Origin of the sequence: Reichenbachiella sp. MALMAid0571 (assembly GCF_040151475.1) — a bacterium.
In the GTDB taxonomy this organism is placed as follows: Bacteria; Bacteroidota; Bacteroidia; order Cytophagales; family Cyclobacteriaceae; genus CAXBNB01.
Map to the genome: position 1 here is coordinate 81,926 of NZ_JBDKWG010000116.1, position 20,357 is coordinate 102,282.

Genomic DNA, 20,357 nt, shown 5'->3' on the forward strand with positions numbered 1-20,357 from the left:
ATGATCATGTATTTCATAAAAAATAAAATATTAATTGTAGTAGGCTTGATGTTAACAATGGTGTTTTCATGTAAAGACTTAGATGAATTGAATATCAACCCCAATGGGCCAGATCCTGAGGATACAGATCCCTATCTATTGATGGCTACTGTATTGAGTGGAGCAGGTACTTCAGTAGTCAATTTGGGCTATGGAGACTTAGCAGGCGTAATGCAACATACCCAAAAGGATGGATGGGGAGGAAGTCATAATTCTTACGAATGGACATCATCCAGCCAGGGATGGAATGGTTATTACAGGATTTTAGGTAACAACCAGGATATGTTTTTGAAATCAGAGGCATTGGGTTATGAGTTTGCTATGGGTGTGGGGCTGGTAATGAAATCTTATGTATTTGGCCTCATTACAGATTTGTATGGTGATGCACCATATTCAGAAGCACTATTAGGAGATGATGATGCTTATAGAGAACCTAAGTTTGACCGTCAGCAGGATATTCTTAATGGAATTTTTGCTGATTTGGAAACTGCCAATACCCTGTTGTCAAAAAGTGTAAGTGAATACAATTACATTAATAAAACTCAGGATATAATATATGAAGGTAGCCCTTCCAAGTGGAGAAAGTTTGCCAATTCACTGGCTTTGAGGTATTACATGAGATTGTCCGTGAAAGATCCAGGGACTGCTCAGACTGGTATAGCCAAAATAGTAGGAGATCCTACAACATATCCTATTATTACTTCTGCTAATGATGATGCCAATATGGATTATGTAGGAGCCAACTCATCTAATTCATGGCCTAAAAACTATGTATTCGATACAGGAGGTGGATCTGATTTCAGGAGAGTGAAGATGTGTGCTACATTGGTAGATGCCATGAAGTTGTTAAATGATCCAAGGTTGGATCAATGGGCTGCAAGAGTTGAGATTCCTATTGAAGTAAATGAGGATGAAAATAGTACTGATGAAATAACTGACGGCATTCGTTATGTATCCAGAAATCTTGTGGATGATTATGAAGCTGATTTTGGTATTCCTTTGAATACAAGTACTGATTTTGTGGGGATGCCACCTGCAGCTCTACAGACCCCTTCAGCATTTAATATGAGTCCAGATTTGAATCAGGCATCAACTAATCCACACGTTTCCTGGGTGAATGCTCAATTCACTGAAGCTTCCGGGGACAACCTGAAAGCCAGATTAATCACTGCGGCTGAAGTCAATTTTATTTTGGCAGAAGCTGCACTTAACGGATGGATTGGTAATGCTGAAGAATACTATAATGCGGGTATTCAAGCTTCCTTTGAAGCATGGGGCATAGGAGATGAATATGATGACTATATGACTGAAACAGGTGTGGCTTATGATGCTACCCAGGCACAGATTATCAATCAAAAATGGATATCTTCTTGGGCCCATGCTGCTGAGTCTTGGTTTGATTACCGTAGAACAGGCTTACCGGATTTACAGACAGGTCAGTGGGTTAAAAGAGATGCGATACCTGTTAAATTCTATTACCCATTGGATGAGGAGTTTTATAACCAGAGTAATGCAGAAGCCGCCATTGCAAATTTGGAAAAAACTACATTTAATGGAGCTGATCCTCAGAATAGTGCATGGTCAAAACCATGGATTATACAAGGAACAGGAAAGCCCTGGTAAGATTTATAAAATATAAGTAGAATCAAAAAAAAGAGGCTGTCTCAAAAGTCAAATGATTCCCAGATTCCTGACTGTCGTCAGACAGGTATTCTAGGATACAGCCATTGCTGCGTTTCCAAAGGGATGCCGGAACAAGTCCGGCAACTGCTTAATCCTTTTGAGACAGTCTCTTTTTTTATCACATTACAGTATGAAAGTTATAGATGTTTGTCAAGAAACTGATCAATATAAAATTGACAATATTCATTTACCTTGGCAGACAAATCCATTGTATGAGGCCATCCTTTTAATCTGTGATAATCATGTGGTACCCCTGCTTTTTTAAGCCATATATCCAGAGAGTCTGATTGACTAACCGGAACGATTGAATCAATAGTGCCATGAAATGTTAAAGTAGGAGGGTCGTCTGAAGTAATAAAAAATCTCGGAGAAGCCATTTTGTACATTTCAGGTTTTTCATCATATTTCGCTCCTATAAAATTTAAGGGCTCTTTTCTGATTTTAGATTCAGGGGTGGTAAGATCAGCCACACCATATAGGTTAATTACTGCTTTTACTTTTGCGGAATTTTGCGCATAACAACCTTCATTGAACATAGGCTCATCTTCTGCATAGCCTGCCATCATAGATAAGTGTCCTCCGGCAGAACCACCAATCAATACCATTTTGTCAGCATCAATATTATATTCATGAGCATGATCTCTAACCCATTGGACTGCACAGTTGACATCCTGAACCGCTGCAGGAAACTTTGCCACTTTTGCTAATCTGTAAGAGACCGTGACAGTAACATATCCTTTCCTTGCATAATCAATCAAATAACTCAGGTAATCAGACCTTTTTCCGGATTTCCATGCTCCTCCATGGATGAAAATCATAACAGGAGCTGGTTCTTGTTGTTTTTTAGCTTTGTATATATCTAATTGAAGCGAAATGGTATCTATTTTCTTGTATTCAATATTTTTTATTTCCAGAATGTCATCAGGAACCGCTGGTTTTGCTTCTATCAGATCGAGCATTCCTAAAGCGTAAGAAATTTTCAAGAAAGTTTCGTTCATGTACCCGGACGGAGCTTCTAGTGTTCTGTTTGGATCAGTTGTTTTTTTACTACAACTGAATAAGAAAATCAGCCAAGCAAAATTTAAAATTATTACTTTGAATTTCATAGATATATGGGTTTGTTATAAAGTCTTTTTATGTTATAAATTACATGGTGATTTTGTAATTCCCAGCTTCATACTCACTGGTTTTTATTATCAATTTCTTTTTTGTCGGATAATAATTGTAATCTGTATTTTCAGTTAGAGAGATGTTATCTAATTCCACTTTTACTGGTTTTTTGGCCATGGCAATATTCAATATGTGAGGGCATTTTTCACCCAATAGATCAATGTTTATAATATCTTCTTTATTTGAATATTTGAGGGTAGTGCTAATTGATTTTTCTCGGAAAACCTCAAAAGAGTTTTGGTCTTGGTCGGGGTAAACTAAGAAAGTCAAATAACCTTCATCTTTCGGATTTCCAATTCCTGTGTAAGATCTTTTGATATTCATAGGTATAATTGAACCCTCTTTTATGAAAATAGGATACTCATCTAATGGAAACTCCATTTTTAGTGTAGCTGATCCTTCTATGATTTTGGTGTTGTCAAACCAGTATCTCCATTTCCCATCAGGAAGATAGACTTCATTTTCCAGATCATCTTTATAAATTGGGGCGATCAAAAGATTGTCTCCGAACATGTAATGGTATTTTCCTTCTTTGGGAGTTTGAAGTCTGGTGCCTCCTTGATTGGCTGTAACTACATAATGGTACATGTAAGGGATTAGCTCTGTATGTAACCATGAATATTCACGAATGATGTCAAGTTCTTCTTTGCTTCTTTTCCATAACCTGCGTTCTCCATGTCCTCCATTTAAAAACAAACCACAAAATGTTGAAAATTGAGCCCATCTGATGTATAATCTGGGTGGAATATTGCTGCCAGAAAAACCAGCAACATCTGAACCAATTATGCTGTAGCCCAGTTCAGCACTTTTAAGAGTGTTGTCTATGGCAGATTCAAATCCTTGCACACCTTTCATGGCAATATCCACTTTCTCTTCATCTTCTACGATCATTTCATTTGTGACCCACTTATGTTCCTGATCACCAACCCAGTTGACGGGTGATGCGTCGATAGGGGAAAAACCTTCAGGGTGAAAACCCCTGTCCATGGCTCTGGACAATGTAATAAATTCAGGGTTTTGAGAAAGACCATGATTGTATTCATCTCTGTAATAATGATCCATGTATTTGCGGGTGGTCATCCACCCTGATGCTGTCTGATTGTAGAAAAGCGGGAGAGGCCCTAGTTTCTTCCAAAATAATGTTGCTGCACCGTCAAGTTTCCAGCCATCTATTCCCAGGTCAAAAACCCGTTGCTGCATGCCACGCCACCATTTCATAGCTTCAGGATTGGAATAATCTATAAAGCCACCCTTGCCTTTCCACCATTTATTTTCTTTTCCGTCATTAGCCAGATACCCATTACTTTTAGCCTGAGTGTACCAGTCTTCAGATTTTTCGAGCTTCAACCCTTTGTTGTAGCTGTTGACCATAGATGTCATCCAAAGTACTACCCGGTAGCCATTATCCTCCATTTTTTTAAACCATCGATCAGGATTTGGATAGAGTGTGGTGTCAATGTCAAAATCGTTGTACCTATAACTCCACGGGCTGTCAAGAATGATCGTCCTCACAGGAATGTCATGCTCAGCATATCCTGACAATAATTCATCTACATATTCTGCTGTGTTTACGTCATCTTCCCAGAGCCAGCATTCCAAAGCCCACTCAGGTGTTAATGGTGGATTGCCATGCCTTTGTTTGTTGAATGGTATTCCCCAAAATGGATAAACCAAATAGAAGTATGCCAATATGAGTAAGAGCACACAAGTGATGACCAGGTATTTTGCAATTTTCTTAAGCATGGTTTTGCTTGTTTATAGGTTTAATAGATATAGATAGGGTTGGTCAATACCCATGTTGTCCATTTGTCGTCAAAATAAATACTAGCTGTGATCCTGTAATTTCCCGGTTGATTGTTAGTAGGGAATTCATAGTCATACACATTTTCTTTTTCATCTACTATTAAACCGTTTTTGAATAGCTGAAACTTAACGGGATAGGGAGAGAATGCTTTTAGTTTTGGAGCATTTTGAACTAAAACCGAATCACCCAAAATAGCGGTAACACTGTTGTTTTCATCTGTAGAAAAATATTGAAATCCCTGAGCCTTAGCCAGGCTTTCGAAGGATACAAACAGGTGGCCTTTGATGATGTTGTCTTTAATGTTCACATTGGAAAATGTATCACAAAAAACCTGATTACTTACGTGATTGAAAGAATCGAAATAAGAATCTAAATCCCACCTGAATGCCCATCCATATTCATCGGGCTTACCTAATAGCAACTTATCCATCCAATTTTCCTCTTTTATGGAAATGGTGTCGGCATTCGGCCCAACCCATTCTACCAATCCATTTTCCAGGTATCTTGCCCTGAAGTTGTGGTTGTTGTGGGCATCTACGGCTCCTACGCCTACTATCCTTCGATTTTGATTCAAAGAATCCCAAAGGGAATGGATTTTAGTTTGGTCATCATAAAACTCCCTGTAGCACCAGTTCATATATTTGCCACCATTGATGGCATTGTTAATTAAAAGAGAGCTAATGCCATTTTCATCCAAAACGTCAGTATGGATGTTGTAGATTTCCATAGCATGATAATCAGGATTGTCCCAGGGATGAGGCTTTTCTGAGTGCACATAAGTCGCAAGTCCCCCATTGGTTACTACATCGTGAATGATTTTAGTTTCACCATTTTTCCAATCTAAAACCGTACTGTCAAACGGGTTGATCATAAATCCGGAACTGTACTCTGTACCCGACTCAATGATGACACCATCGAACTTGCCGTGAAACCCACGGGGGTAAACGTCCAGTTTTCCGTGGGGATGATCAGAGAGGAAAATGAATTCAAGCTCTGCTTTTTTTGCTGCTGCGAGTATTTCTGGCAGCAGACCTCTGCTATCGTGCGACCAGTAAGAGTGGGAGTGCAGTACTCCTTTGTGAGACTGGAGAGGAATGTATTGTGTTGTTTTTTTGTACTTTAACCTGAAATCTGTGATTTCCTTTTCCAGTTTTGGATATGTTACAAAATAATTCCAAATACCAGGACTGACAAATTTTAATATTATGATCAATAGGAGTGTCAGCAATGAAAATAAAATGTATTTGATCAGATTTAAAATCTTTATTTTCATAATTAGGATTGGTTAATTCATACTTTTTATAAATGAGATAAGAGCTTCAGGTTGGTCAGTTTGGATGCCGTCAACTTTCATATCGATGAGTGTTTTCCACTCTTCTTGCCATTTATCAGGATTATCTTCATCGTCATCTACAAACACTTTGATCTGACTTGTATGTGCTTGTTCAATATAAGAATTTGAAATGTTGCCCATATCACTTGCCAGAAATTTGGGATCGAATATTTCCAAGACCTGTTTGATGTTTTCTTCCTTTCCCGGATCTGGCATGATCAGGCACTTAGGACAATTGGTTTTAATATCCATAAGCAATTTTCCGGCTGATGCCGGTAAATACCATACGGTGCTTTCTTCCATTTTGTACCTCTTGATAATGTCTATTAAAGCCTTGGGATCAGCATCTTTCAAGTCCAGATAGATGCCTATTTTTCCCTGACAAAGTTTTAATATCTGTTGAAACGTAGGAATTCTGGCCTTTTTCCATTCCTTTCCTATTTTTTTGCCCAAATCTAATTTGAGTAATTCCTTTAAAGTAAAATCCCTTACTTTTCCGGTTTTGTTATCCACGTAAGCATCAATGGTTGAATTGTGTACACTGACAAACTTATTGTCTTTTGTAGTTCTGACATCTATTTCTACAAAGTCACATCCAAGGTCAATCGCTTTTTGATAGGCAGCTAATGTGTTTTCAGGAATTCCATTGTGAACTCCTCTGTGCGCAATAACATAAGTGTTGCCGTTTTTTGGTATTGGTAATTTGTTTTGTGCGTAACTTGTATAACTGCTGGTTAGTACAAAGAGCAAAGCAGTCAATAAACCATTTTTCGTTTTTTTTATTCTTCTTATCATAGGTATTGCTTGTACCATTCTACTCCGTCACCAAAGGCTTTATCTATTGGTAAATCCCGGTGTTTGGAAGGATACCATTTAATATCCTTTGGTTCGTTCGCTCTGCTGAAAAGTAATTTACTTGTGATTGGAGAGATGATTTCGTCGTTTTCTGAATTGATCATTAAAAATGGTCTGGGCTGGATGTTTTCCACAAAATTGATTGGATCGATGATACTAAAGAAGTCTTTGGTGTCTTCAGTAAGTGCATCCAGTCCAAACATCAGGCTGAGGTTGCCGCCTGCCAAAGCAATGACAGGGGCTTTTACCCTGTCATCTACTCCGCAAAATATTGTTCCGATAATCCCTCCCAAGCTTATTCCGTAATAACCTATTCTATTGGCATCAACATCATCTCTGGTTTGTAAAAGGTCGATAGATCTTCTCAAATCAAAAACAGTTTGGGTGATGATGTCTCTGGTCCAATAGCGGTAACCATCCGTAAGGTTGAAATCATAATCTTTTTCTTTCCTCACCCCGTGGTTGGCAATATCAATCCGTAATACTGCATATCCACGGTCAACCAAATATTGATGTCCAAATTCGATATAGTCCACTGTCTTTTTATCTCCCAATCCATGAAGCAGGATGACCACAGGTAATGGTTCTTCTTCGCTTTTTGGAATCGTCAACAAAGCATCCACCCTTTTATTGTGGACGCTTGTGTAGCCTATTTCATACAATTTGTAATCGGTTGAATCTGCTATCAATTTAGTGGAATCTTCCAATGGAAGGGAGAAATCATAGTTATAGTATTTCAATACAGATATTTCCTGTTTGGATATGCAGGAAATAAAATTTACCATTAAAGCACATAGAATTATACTTCTAAACATCATAAGAATTAGATGATTTTATCTGGTCTAAACCAAAGTGCTGCCAATTAATGGACATAGACTTTTACACTGTCTGCCACAAACATCCTGGTACTTTCTACATATCCTTCGCCATTTGGATCTGTGTATTTTAAATCAATATAAAATGCTTTGAACCCTGATTTAGGGTAGTCAACACTGGTTTCTACGTTTTCTATGTTTGAAACAGACAAATCCTGGCTTGTCCATTCCTCATCCCTGAAGTCCCTGTCTTCCGAGTCGGCACTCCATATCAAAGCACCTTTCAGTTGGTCAGGTGAAGCAATGGCGGTCAGGTTTATTTTGGAATTTTCTTCATTTATTTTCCAACCGCAAACCGGATATGGTTTTTTCAGAAGAGTGTTACTGAAAAAAGAACTTACCGACTGAAGTGCCTGGGTCTTGTCACCTAAGCCGTGACCAGCATTGGGCACATATTGAATAAAGTTTTGTCCCGGAATACTGTCAATATAGTTTTTGATTGCATCTACCGGCCAGTATTCATCTATCGTGCCGATAATAATCATTTTTGGCATGGTAAGTTTTTCTCTATAAGAATACGGATCCACCATTTTAGTGATGGCGTCACCAGCTTCTGTATGTACCTGCTGAGGGATTTCCAATTTCACATAATCTTCAATTTGGATGCTGTATTCCTTCCAGACTTCTATCTGATAGTTAAGACTGACAGGCATATTGAGTACGTCAATGACCATAGGGGCAATAGCCTCAACTCTGGCATCATTGGCACCTGTAAGCCAGGTTGTCCATCCACGTTTAGATGCTCCTGACACAACAAACCGATTGATTTTGGTTTCCAACTTTTGCTCAGCAAATTCCTGTATGGCATCCATAGATCTTACTGCTGTTTTTACCATTGGAAACAACAACGGCCAGGTATAATCTCCATCATTTTTAAAATTGTGAAGTGTGAATGAAATGAGCTGATCTTCAACCAGGCCGTCATAAAGCGGTTGATTTGGAGTTTGTCTGATGATGGCGCAAATAGCCTTGTTTTTGGCTGCTATCACTCCGAACGCAGCAGCGGTTTCGTCTGTCTGTTTAGATAAATTTGGTTCTCCATCTTTAACCGATCCACCTGTAATAAAAAGCAATCCTCCATCATGTTCTATCACTTCCGGAACCAAAATAGTTAATTGGTGTTTCCATACATGTTCTCTCCATTTTTGAGAGGTAAGTTTGAGGTCGTAGGCAGTTATGGGCATACCTTCAATCGGGTATGACTCCAATACTTCCCATTTATATGATTTATCATCATTGTTGAGGTAACTCTGAAGTGCTGTTTCTGCAGTTACGGGTACGTCAATTTTTACTTCTTCCGCTTTTTCTTTTTTCGTTGAACATTGACTGTAAAGTAAGCACGATGCAATTGCAAGGGATAAAAATAGTTTTTTGGTTTTCATTTTATAATTAATGGTTTAATGTGCCAGGATTTTCCTGAATTAATTTAAGTGCTTCTTGAATATATATTTCACCTGTCATTTCTCCTAAACTGGTTCTGCTGACATATTTATATCTGTCAAAGCTGTTGAAATCTTCCTTGGTAAGGATATATCCAAATGCGTCATTGGTAAGACCGAATAAAAACGGATTTTCAGTTTTCATTTTTCTCTTAAGGTAATACCCAATGTTAGGAAGTGCTTCTCCGGGAATTGTTAGAATTTGAGCTGTTCCTATGTTTAGAAGATTTACCTTAGTTTGGATGATATAGTCTTTTGATATTTTAATATCCATTGAAGCGTGATCCAGTATCATCCGCATTAGTTCTGATTCAACCGGAAATTCCACTGTTTTAGAAACCGATAATAAATCAGGATTTTCCTGTGGTTCTGCCGATTCGATAATAGACAGAGCCTGATCAGCCAGTAATTCACCAATACGCTGGCACTCCTGCCAATCATTGGCTTCTTCTCCTTCTGGCCTTCGGTTGTCAGCAGTGACCATTCCTCCCTGTGCTCCATTCATAAACACGGCAATGCCTCCAGCTTTAGATTCTATTCTATCATACAAAGGACCACATAAGTCCGGAGTGAGGATTCCTCTTCCGGATCCTACTACCTCAGGATGTACTGCATAATTCACCAAAGTTGAAATCACTTTGTCTTTATTTTTACCAGAAGTGCCAATGGCTTGAATTACACCACACCTGGGATCGTAGAGGTCGGGTGCATAATAGTTGTAGGCGATTTGTCCTTTAGCTTCTCCTACTGCAATCTTTAAAGTAGCAGGTTCCAGGTTTTTTACTGCTTCATTTACGGCATCAGCCATTTGTTTAACACACCATTCTAAATATTTAAAGTCAGCCAGTACTTCTCCCTTTTCATTAGGAAAACCATAAGCATCCGGTGCGCTGTGAGTGTGAGTTGCTCCAATCAGGATATTTTCAGGTAAAATACCTTTGATCAGTTTTCTTGACTGGTCGCCAAGGGCAGCCGGCCATCCAAGATTGTCTATCCCAACAATGGCAACTCTTGTGCCTCCTTTTTCCAATACCAGTGCCCTTACATATAAATCCCCTTTGTTTTCAGATACTTGTTTGGGTGTACCAATACCTCCTGAGACAGGTAGTAATGGGTTAGGTGTAATTACCCTTAATGCAGCTCCTGCTTTGAAGTTTTGGGCAAAAGAAAATTGACTGATTAAAATCGAAAATAGTAAAATACAAATTTTTTTCTTGTTCATTTTTAAGTGGTTGTATGTTGTCCGTATTAATTATTGTTTCTCAACTTGAGTATGTTCAAATCACAGTAGTTTATCAAAAAACTACTACTAAAAAGTATCACTTTAGAGTATTGTAATTTAATAATTTCAATGCCCGGTATCATCTGACAAAGCTCTTGTAATATAAAGTGAAAATTTATCGTAAGTGAACTGTTAAATGAAAATATGCTTCATTTTAATGCATTAAATTATGTCTCAATCCACTTCCCATAATACTATGCAAAATGTTTAAATATTATAAATATAACATATTGATTGTTAACATCTTAATATGGTATATTGGCTAATTTCATTTTGCTGTAAAAATCCTTGATTTTGGTGGTGCAAATGTCTGACGATTAGACGTATTTTGATTAAACTTACAGTAAGTAAACTGTAAAAAACAGGCTTAATCATTAACCAAAACTACGACAATTATGAAAACATTATTATCTCTTATAGTATCAATATTTATGATGGCTTCTTGTAGCCAAAAGAAACAAAAGCAGGTTGTTGAAAATGAAACATCAGAGGCTGTAGTTAAGCCGGCTAATTGGGCTGAAAAATTAGGATACCCGGCGGGTAAAAAAGTTATTATGTTACACGCTGATGACATAGGTATGTGTGAAGAGGCAAATATATCGGCCAAGAGGAATTTGCTGGAAGGGTATATTCAGTCTGCTGCTGCCATGCCTCCTTGTCCATATTTTGAAGAGATCATTGAGTGGGCAATAGAACACCCTGAAATAGATATGGGGCTTCACCTTGCCTTAACTAGTGAATGGAAAACGTACAGATGGCCGTCCGTTTTACCTGTAGCGGAAGTGCCTGGTTTGATTGATGAAGAAGGAAAACTTTGGCGGTCGGTAGAAGAGGTAGTACAACATGCTACGGTAGAGGAAGTGGCAAATGAAGTGCGTGCTCAAATTGAAAAATCTATTTCATTGGGATATAGGCCGGATCATATAGACACACACATGGGGACTCTCTATGGTAGTCCGGAATATGCAAAAGCCTATCTGCAAATTGCAATGGAATATGGTATTCCTGCCAACGCCATTGATATGTCCAATCCTGTGGTTGTTGCCGGGTTTAGAGAGAAAGGATACCCTATTACCGATGACGTAGTTGAATTCATGAATGCTTATACACTTCCTAAATTGGATTATTTTACCAGTGCTCCCAATGCCAAAACCTATGAGGAAAAAATACAGGCTTTCAAAGAGTTGATCCAATCATTACCTATAGGATTAACAGAAATTATTTTCCACCCTTCGGAAGGTACTGAAAATCTGAAAACCATTACAGGTTCGTGGCAACAGCGTATGTGGGAGGCCAAGATGTTTGGTGATCCGGATTTGATTCAATTTTTTAAAGATGAAGGAATCATTTTTACCAATTGGAAAGAAATAATGAAACGATTTAAAGAAAGCAAATCTTAGATTATCCTTATTGCATCAAATTTTTCGATCAATAAATACTTGTTCAACAAGTGATTATTCTAATGAATTAGTCTTCTCCGTTGGATTTGATATTACAGTGTTTCGTTTATTTTTCATCAAACTTATATGAAAAAGTCCTTACTTATTTTGTCTTCTATATTGCTTTTTGCTTGCAACAATAACATTGAAACAACTAAAAATGATATAGCCAATAAAGCCAGTGAATTTTATGTTGATGTACCTTTTGTACAGGAATATCATGAAGGATTTATTATTGATGCTAATGAAGAAAAAGCCAATGACATTAGAGCCATTCATGCTGATCAGGATGATAATATTTGGATTGCCACTAAAAATGGGGTTTATGTAAAAAAATCAAATAGCCTGGAGTGGGATTTGATAGTTACGGGCATAGATCAGGGGCCGGCTTATGATGTGAAATCAGACAGGAAAGGTACTGCCTGGATGGCAACATGGAATGGTGTGTATTCTTACAATTCAGGGCAATTAGAAAAAATGATAGGGCCAAAACCTCCATTGGCTAAAGTAGTGGTTGCGGAAGAAGGAGTCTATGCGCTGGGACCATATGGAATATGGTTATTCCAAAACAACGTCTGGAATAAAAAGGATTATAAGGCAGGAAGAAGTATAAGAGCAGCAATTTCTGATGGAAACCAAGGACTTTGGATCGGGACGGATGTTGGGTTATTTCATTGTAACGATCAAAAAACTACCCCATATCAGAAAAATGAAGATGCATTGAGTGCATATATAAAAGGGCTGGATTATAGCGATGTTGGAAACCTTTGGGTAGCTGGATTGGGTGGTATTACCATTAGGAATAAAACACAAAAAATTGGAGAAAAGCTTCCCAAAGACGGCATTACTCATGCAGAGGTAAGGACGGTCAAACGTGCTCCGGATGGCAGGATGTGGGTGGGGACTGACTATGGCATTACCAGATTTACTCCTGGTAAAAAGGAGTACTCTGTAAGATTGAGCAGGCGGTGGTTAATGTCAGATGAGGTAAGAGATATTGCTTTTGACAGCAATGGAAACGCATGGATAGCCACAGCTGAGGGTGTCAGTGCCATCAAAAGGCGAAACATGACACTGGAACAAAAGGCTGATTATTTCTATGATAAATTGATAAAGCGTCATGTCCGGAAGCCATGGATTATTGCCAGGTCAAGATTGACTGTACCGGGAGATACGTCTTCTATTGTATCCGATGATGATGATAATGACGGGGAATTTACCTCAAACTATCTGGCGATGGAATCTTTCAGGTATGCCGCAACCAAAGACCCTAAGGCCAGAGAAAGAGCTAAAAAGGCATTTGATTTTTTACATTATTTGAGGGAGGTGACTGAAATGGACGGTTTTTTCGCCAGAACCATTATTCCTGTTTCATGGGAAAGGTCGCACGATATGAACCGGACATATACCCCTCATGAATTGGCAGATGAAATCATAGAAAACCCGAGACAAAAGCCAGTGGAAGTGCGCTGGCATGTGACAAAAGATGGAAAATGGAAATGGAAAGGAGACACCAGTAGTGACGAATTTTGCGGTCACTTCTTTGGATATTATTGGTACTATACTTTGGTAGCTGATGATGAGGAGAAAAAAAGGATTGCCAATCATGTAAGCAAGATAGTTGATCATCTGATGCGCAACGATTTCAATGCCGTAGATGTGGATGGAACCCATACCAAATGGGGAGTATGGTCGCCTGAAATTCTGAACAATGATCCTGAATGGTCTCCTGAAAGGGCATTGAATTCATTGGAAATGCTTTCCTTCTTAAAATTCACTTACAAAGTGACTGGTGATGAAAAATACCAGAAAGCATATTTGAAGCTCATAAACGAAGAAGGCTATATTAAAAATGCCAAAATGTTACACAATACAAATCCGGCATGGAATACTTACTTTGATATTTATTTAACACTATACCTATACCCAACTCTGATTTCCTTTGAAGATGATCCGGAGATTAAAAAGGAATATCAGGAGCACATGGAAGGATGGTTTCAAAAGTATAAGGAAACCAAAAGCCCATTGATCAATTTTACATATAACTATCTGACAGGGGGAAAGGACGAATTAGACAATTCTATCTTTTTCTTAAAAGACGCACCGCTCGATTTAGTGAACTGGAGAATTGACAATGGAAAAAGGGAAGACCTGCAAATCGTTCGAAGGCCCATTCTTGAAGTTTTGGCAGTTGATGAATTGAGGCCACCCAGCGAATATCGGGTGATCAGATGGGACAGGTATCCGTATCATGCCGTTGACGGTGATCCATCTGAGGAATACGAGCCGGTATATTGGTTGCTTCCTTACTGGATGGGACGATACCAACAACTAATTGTGGCTGAGAAGTAAACAAATCAATTATACAAACACTATTCAAACTGAGTTATGAAAAACAAAGGGACATTGATCAACCTGATTGTGGTGGGTATGACCTTGGGTACTACCTGGGCAATCCGCGGACAATTTGGACATGAGCAGGGAGCTGCATGGGCTGGTGGGGTAGGAGCTGTGTGTATTTTACTTATAGCAAATCGACAAGACTGGTACAGTAAGTTGTTTAAATCCACCTTAGCTGCCGCTATTGGCTGGGGGTTGGGTGGAATCATGAGTTATGGCATAGTTGTAGGTTATGGCAGAGGTTCTAATTTTGTCAATGTCTATTATGGCCTGTTGATGTTGTTTGTCATTGGTGGATTATATGGTTTTTTAGGTGGTGGATTGTTTGGTTTGTCATTGACTGATTCTAAAAAGAATAAGGTGAAATGGTACCAGCTTTTGATCGGAATGACTGTTGGAGGTATTATTACTTACTTTTTTATGATTATGCAGTGGAGTTGGTTAATGACTCCACCAAGGTCGGAAGTATGGGCAGTTTGTTTAGGTATGGCATTTTTTCTTACCTGGTTTGTTGTTCACAATAAGTATTATTCGGCTTTACGAGTAGCTGTTTTTGCCGGTTTGGGAGGAGGGTTTGGTTTTGCTTTTGGCAACTTTCTACAAGTAATGGGAAATACTACAGAAATCCATTTCAATTTCTGGAATGTAATGGAGTATTCACTTGGTTTTTTTGGCGGTTTGGGTATGGCTTACGGTACTTTTACTTCCAAATGGGAAGAGTCGGAATCTGCGCAATCCAAATCATCCAATTTTGTTCCCATGTTACTGGTAGTATTACTTATTCCTTTTGTGGTATGGCATCAGTCTTTTGAGACGGAACGATTGCAAGGCACCCTGTCAAGACTCACTTCAGGTGACGTAGATGTCATTGTTTGTTTTGTTCAAATACTGGCAATATCGTTGATTTTGCTGCAAACGGTATTTGTGGTTTGGAAATATTCGGCTTCCAGAGAACATCAACTACAATATTCGCAAAAGGATGTGAAGACTTTTTTTATGAGCCATTTCGCCTTGTACATGGTTTTTAGTACACTTATTACCGGAGCTTTTTTGAGTTTTTACCGTGTTGAGCAATACTTGTATTTTGCCAACTATATAATTATCCTGATGGTCTTGCCCAAATTAACTCCTACTTTCCAATCCAATGAGATTAATACTAATAAATGGCTAAAAAACTTCCTTTTAGTTATACTATTTATTGGAATTCTGGCACTGATCGCAATCAATTCTCATGAAGTATTAAAAGGCGCACATGAAAGATTTGAATTTTAAAGCCAGACATTTGGAGTTAGTTAATCATTAAAGAGATTTATGAAAGTTAAAAAAGTAGCTGTTGTAGGTTTTGGTTTCATGGGTATGACGCACACGGCGAACATACTAAAGCAAAGTGGGCTTCAATTGGTGGCGATTGTAAGCAAGAATCCGGAGAATATAGAAAGTAAAATAGCCTCACCAACTGGCAATTTTACAACAGGAGACATTGATGTCAATGTACTGATTGCTGTGCATAAGTACAGTAGTTTGGAAGAATGTATAGAAAATGAGGGTCTTGATGCGGTATTTATCTGCGTACATACAGATTTACATTTCGAAATGGCCAAGTTGGCCTTGTCCAATGAAATTCATGTGTTTCTTGAAAAGCCTATGGTTTTAGACATCAATCAGGGTCAGGAGTTGATTGATCTGGCAAAAACACATAATTGTATATTGATGATAGGGCATGTGCTACGGTTTATGTCGCCATATATGAAACTCAAAAAATGGATTGATGATCAAACTTACGGGGAGCTTAAGTTTTTATCTCTTTCCCGATTTTCAGGGCTGCCATCCTGGGGGCAATGGAAGGAGAAAAAGAATGCATTTGGTTCTTCCGGAGGTGCATTGTTTGACCTTTTGATTCATGATATTGATTTTGCACAATACCTTTTTGGCACACCTGATCAGATACAAAGTGCCTATTTACCGGGTGCTCTTAGCGAACATGATTACATAAGTGCATTGTGGTCTTATGACTCAAAAGAAGTGAAAGTAAAAGTAGAAGGTGGGAATACTTTTCATTCCAACTTTCCTTTTCAAGCCGGGTTTATGGCCAATTTTGAGGATGCCAGTATGCTATACACTACCTTAAAACCGGAAACAATTCAGGTAGTCAATAATGATGAAATGCGGGAAGTTGATGCAAATGACGGTGGAGATGGTTTTTTCAACGAAATAGAATATTTCACCTCGTGCCTATTAAACAACCAGCCTCCGGATCAGTGTTTACCGGAATCATCTTTAGAAACAATAAAGATTTGTTACCAACATTTGAATAAAAAATAAACAAGAATAAATGAAAGAAGATTTAGCGTTATATGGAGGGAAGAAAACCCTAAACAAAGAGTTTAAGTGGCCAATATTTGACAATGAAGATGTTAGTGCTGTTACAGAAATTGTCAGTTCAGGCAACTGGGGAAATCCTGACTGTGGGGGAATAGTAGAACAGGTAGAAAAGGAATTTGCTGCATATTGTGGAAGTAAATATGCCATTTCATGTGTAAATGGTTCAGTGTCTTTGAGATTGGCTTTGATCGCCTGTGGTGTTAAACCCGGAGATGAAGTGATACTACCTCCATATACTTTTATTGCCACTGCGTCTGTAGTGTTAGAGGCCAATTGTGTGCCTGTTTTCGTTGACATTGATCCCAATACTTACAATCTGGATAGTACCAAAATAGAAGAAGCGATTACTGCAAAAACCAAAGCGATTATTCCTGTTCATTTCGCAGGGCAGGCATGTGACATGGATGCTATAATGGCTATTGCAACGAAACATGACCTTAGAGTAATTGAAGATGCAGCTCATGCACATGGTGGGGAATACAAAGGGAAAAAGCTGGGAAGTATCGGTGATGCGGGATCTTTCAGTTTTCAGTCTTCTAAAAACCTTACATGCGGTGAGGGAGGCATGGTTGTTACAGACAATGAGAAACTTTACAATATAATGAATTCCCTTCGTAATGTTGGTAGAGTAAAAGGAGGACAATGGTATGAACATCATAATCTCGGATGCAATTATCGATTGACCCAGATGCAGGCAGCTTTATTATCCAAGCAATTGACCAGGTTGGAAGGTCAAACTCAATTACGAAACGAAAATGGTTTGTACCTCAACAAATTGCTGCAGCAAATTGATGGAATTTTACCATTGGTAAGAGGATTAGGTGAGACTTTACATACTTACCATATCTACATTTTCAAATATGATAAGTCTGCATTCAATAATCTCCCCAAACGAGAATTTGCAGCAATGCTTGCAGCAGAAGGTGTACCTTCTTTTATGGGATATCCTGAGCCATTGTATAAGCAACCTCTATTTCAGGAGAAAAACTTCATGAGCTATGTGATTCCTGAAGAAGTGGATTATACCAATGTGACTTGTCCTGAAACAGAAAAGGCCTGCTATGAAGATGCCGTCTGGATATTGCAACATGCCATGTTGGGGAGTAAAGAAGATATGGATTTGATAGCTAAAGCAATTCAAAAAATAAAGGAAGTGGCCTGTGAGTAAGTTGATTTGTTAGCATAAAAAAAGCAACCCATGAAAGTATTGAAGATTTTTGTTTTGCTACTGGGGATATCTTTTGGCACTACTGCCCGGCAAGATGTGTTTCGTTCCCTTGACTTTATGGTTTCACCTAAAATCCAATCCCCACACAAGGAAACATTGGAAAAGGTGATAGCTGAGGAAATTCAAAAAAGAACAGGATTTGAAATCAATTCCCAGAAAAATTGGAAAACAAAAAAGTCAATACTAGCGGTAGCACTGTTATCAGATGAAAAGATATATGGTAAGGAGCTACCTGTTCTTTCAGATGTAGATAAGGCCAAGATTAAACCGGAAGGCTTTAGGTTGTTTGTTGAGGGTGAAACAATATGGGTAATTGGTGCCGACGTGAGGGGCACTCTTTTTGGTATTGGCAAACTATTGAGAGTAGCTGAAATGACAGATGGCCAGATTGCAGTACCTGAAAATTTGGATATCATTACCTCTCCTGAGTACCCGCTTAGAGGACATCAGTTAGGGTATCGCAATACTGCCAATTCATGGGACAAATGGACTCCTGAGCAATACGACCAGTACATCAGAGAGCTGGCACTTTTTGGTGCCAACAGTATAGAGGATATACCTTTTGAAAAAGAAGAGCAAAGTGTGCATATGATCATGCCACACAAAGAAATGCATCCGAAGATTAGTCAAATCTGTGCCAACTACGATTTAGAATATTGGGTGTGGACACCAGCTACTGGCAACTTGTCCGATGAAAGCATCAGGGAAAACGAGTTAAAACTACATGAGGAGTTTTATAAATCCATTCCCAGGCTTGATGGCATTTTCTTTCCCGGAGGAGACCCGGGGGATAACCACCCAAAATATGTGATGCCCCATTTGAAAGAATTGGCTGCATTGTTACACAAATACCATCCCAATGCGGGTGTATGGATTTCCCTTCAGGGTTTTGAACGAGACAAGGTGGAATATTTTTTTAATTACCTGAAAGAGCATGATCCTGATTGGCTGGAGGGTGTGGTTTATGGACCAAGTAGTCCACCCATTGATTTAGAAAGGAGAATGTTGCCTGCAAAATACAAACACAGATTGTATGGAGATTTAACCCATACCGTCAGATGCCAGTATCCCACTGAAGATTGGGATCAGGCATTTGCACTTACTTTGGGGCGTGAAGCACCCAATCCCCAACCATATTATTATGCAAGGATTTTCAAAGAAGAAGCAATTTTTACAGATGGTTTTTTGAGCTATTCCGATGGGGTACACGATGATGTCAACAAGGTAATATGGAATCAAATGGGATGTGATTCAAATATGGATGTCCGGGATGTTTTGACCGAATATGGACGCTTCTTTTTTGAAGCACCAGTAGCTGAGGCTGTAGCCGATGGCATATTGGCGTTGGAAAAAAACTGGGTTGGACCGATAGTCGCAAATGGCGGAATAGAAGCCACATTGCTTTATTGGCAAGACTTAGAAGCGAAATATCCCCGGCTAAGAGACAATTGGCGGTGGCAACTTTTATTGGTACGGGCTTACTATGACGCTTATATCCGACATAGGGCTATTTTTGAAAAAACTCTGGAGAAGGATGTTAATGTAGTGTTGGGAGAAGCCAAAACTAAAAGCCCTGAAGTGGTGATGCAAGAAGCAACTGCCATTCTGAAAAAAGCTGATACAAACCCTGTGAGTGAAGATTTGAAAGATAAAATAATAGAGTTGGCAGAAAGGTTGTTTAACTCCACCGGTTTGCAATCAAGTGTGCCAAAGTATCAGGGGCGAAGTGCCCAACGTGGATGCTTTATCGATTTTTTGGATATTCCACTCAACAACAGGTGGTGGTTGGAAGATGAGTTTGAAAAAACAAAAAAAATGGGCTCGGAAAAAGAAAAATTGGATAGGCTTGAATTGATTGCGAATTGGGAAAATCCGGGTAAAGGTGGCTACTATGACAATGTTTCTGATGTGTCAGCCAGCCCAAACGTAGTGTCCAGAACAGATGATGCTATAGATTATGCATGGTGGGACAATGGAAGAAGCCGGAAAAGACTTTCGACACAGTTGTTTCAGTTTTTACCTGTATTGGAATACAACAAGCTTGATCCGGAAGCCAGCTATTTGATCCGGGTTTCAGGATATAGTGAAGCATTGCTCAGGGCAAATGATGTGAGACTGACTCCAACAAAATATGAAAAGGAATTAGAGACGTTCAAAGAATTTTTACTGCCAAAGGAATTGATCAAAGAAGGAAAACTACGGCTTACATTTGACCAACCAGACGAATTAGAACTCAATTGGAGACAATATTCCAAGGTGATGGAAGTTTGGTTGATCAGGCAATAATTTCTTGCAGAACGATGAAATCTCAATAACCCTCCGGGGATTTTAGGCCTCTGGAGGGTTTTGTTTAAGATATTATATTACTGGCCTGCATTTATCGAATTTCAGAAAAAGTCGTTTACATTTACTTTTTTACAAATATTCA

14 protein-coding genes are annotated in these 20,357 nt (G+C 38.8%); 7 read left to right on the forward strand and 7 right to left on the reverse strand.

Going from position 1 to position 20,357, the window contains the following annotated elements:
• The first annotated feature begins 6 nt into the window (after positions 1–6).
• Positions 7–1,662 (forward strand): SusD/RagB family nutrient-binding outer membrane lipoprotein, encoded by a 1,656-nt coding sequence (locus AAOP42_RS08000; RefSeq protein WP_349527964.1) that lies wholly within the window; start codon positions 7–9, stop codon positions 1,660–1,662.
• Positions 1,663–1,859: 197 nt separating this feature from the next.
• On the opposite strand, the gene AAOP42_RS08005 is transcribed toward AAOP42_RS08000, so the two are convergent.
• From AAOP42_RS08005 to AAOP42_RS08035, 7 genes are all read right to left on the reverse strand, one after another.
• Positions 1,860–2,828 carry an alpha/beta hydrolase fold domain-containing protein gene (locus AAOP42_RS08005; protein WP_349527965.1) on the reverse strand — a complete coding sequence of 323 codons (969 nt, stop codon included), beginning with the start codon at positions 2,826–2,828 and terminating at the stop codon, positions 1,860–1,862.
• Between the two features lie 40 nt (positions 2,829–2,868).
• Positions 2,869–4,635 (reverse strand): TIM-barrel domain-containing protein, encoded by a 1,767-nt coding sequence (locus AAOP42_RS08010; protein ID WP_349527966.1) that lies wholly within the window; start codon positions 4,633–4,635, stop codon positions 2,869–2,871.
• A gap of 20 nt (positions 4,636–4,655) precedes the next feature.
• Entirely contained in the window at positions 4,656–5,969 is a 1,314-nt protein-coding gene (locus tag AAOP42_RS08015; RefSeq protein ID WP_349527967.1) for a CehA/McbA family metallohydrolase domain-containing protein, read from the reverse strand.
• A gap of 12 nt (positions 5,970–5,981) precedes the next feature.
• A complete protein-coding gene (locus AAOP42_RS08020) occupies positions 5,982–6,824 on the reverse strand; it encodes a glycerophosphodiester phosphodiesterase (RefSeq protein WP_349527968.1) in 843 nt (280 codons plus the stop codon).
• Entirely contained in the window at positions 6,821–7,669 is an 849-nt protein-coding gene (locus AAOP42_RS08025) for an alpha/beta hydrolase family protein (RefSeq protein WP_349527969.1), read from the reverse strand. Before AAOP42_RS08025 ends, AAOP42_RS08020 begins: the two co-directional genes overlap by 4 nt.
• A 77-nt stretch (positions 7,670–7,746) precedes the next feature.
• A complete protein-coding gene (locus AAOP42_RS08030; protein WP_349527970.1) occupies positions 7,747–9,141 on the reverse strand; it encodes a PhoPQ-activated pathogenicity-related family protein in 1,395 nt (464 codons plus the stop codon).
• Positions 9,142–9,148: 7 nt separating this feature from the next.
• Positions 9,149–10,420, reverse strand: coding sequence for a hypothetical protein (locus AAOP42_RS08035; RefSeq protein ID WP_349527971.1), 1,272 nt, complete (start codon positions 10,418–10,420; stop codon positions 9,149–9,151).
• Positions 10,421–10,875: 455 nt separating this feature from the next.
• Between AAOP42_RS08035 and AAOP42_RS08040 the strand changes: the two genes are divergently transcribed.
• From AAOP42_RS08040 to AAOP42_RS08065, 6 genes are all read left to right on the forward strand, one after another.
• The gene (locus AAOP42_RS08040) at positions 10,876–11,880 is read left to right on the forward strand and encodes a polysaccharide deacetylase family protein (RefSeq protein ID WP_349527972.1); all 1,005 of its coding nucleotides are present in this window, start codon (positions 10,876–10,878) and stop codon (positions 11,878–11,880) included.
• Between the two features lie 126 nt (positions 11,881–12,006).
• Positions 12,007–14,271 (forward strand): ligand-binding sensor domain-containing protein, encoded by a 2,265-nt coding sequence (locus tag AAOP42_RS08045; protein ID WP_349527973.1) that lies wholly within the window; start codon positions 12,007–12,009, stop codon positions 14,269–14,271.
• Positions 14,272–14,307: 36 nt separating this feature from the next.
• A complete protein-coding gene (locus tag AAOP42_RS08050; RefSeq protein WP_349527974.1) occupies positions 14,308–15,591 on the forward strand; it encodes a photosystem II biosynthesis protein in 1,284 nt (427 codons plus the stop codon).
• 39 nt (positions 15,592–15,630) lie between these two features.
• Positions 15,631–16,641 (forward strand): Gfo/Idh/MocA family protein, encoded by a 1,011-nt coding sequence (locus AAOP42_RS08055; protein WP_349527975.1) that lies wholly within the window; start codon positions 15,631–15,633, stop codon positions 16,639–16,641.
• Between the two features lie 10 nt (positions 16,642–16,651).
• The gene (locus tag AAOP42_RS08060) at positions 16,652–17,869 is read left to right on the forward strand and encodes a DegT/DnrJ/EryC1/StrS family aminotransferase (RefSeq protein ID WP_349527976.1); all 1,218 of its coding nucleotides are present in this window, start codon (positions 16,652–16,654) and stop codon (positions 17,867–17,869) included.
• 30 nt (positions 17,870–17,899) lie between these two features.
• Positions 17,900–20,215 carry a hypothetical protein gene (locus AAOP42_RS08065; RefSeq protein WP_349527977.1) on the forward strand — a complete coding sequence of 772 codons (2,316 nt, stop codon included), beginning with the start codon at positions 17,900–17,902 and terminating at the stop codon, positions 20,213–20,215.
• The last annotated feature ends 142 nt before the right edge of the window (positions 20,216–20,357 follow it).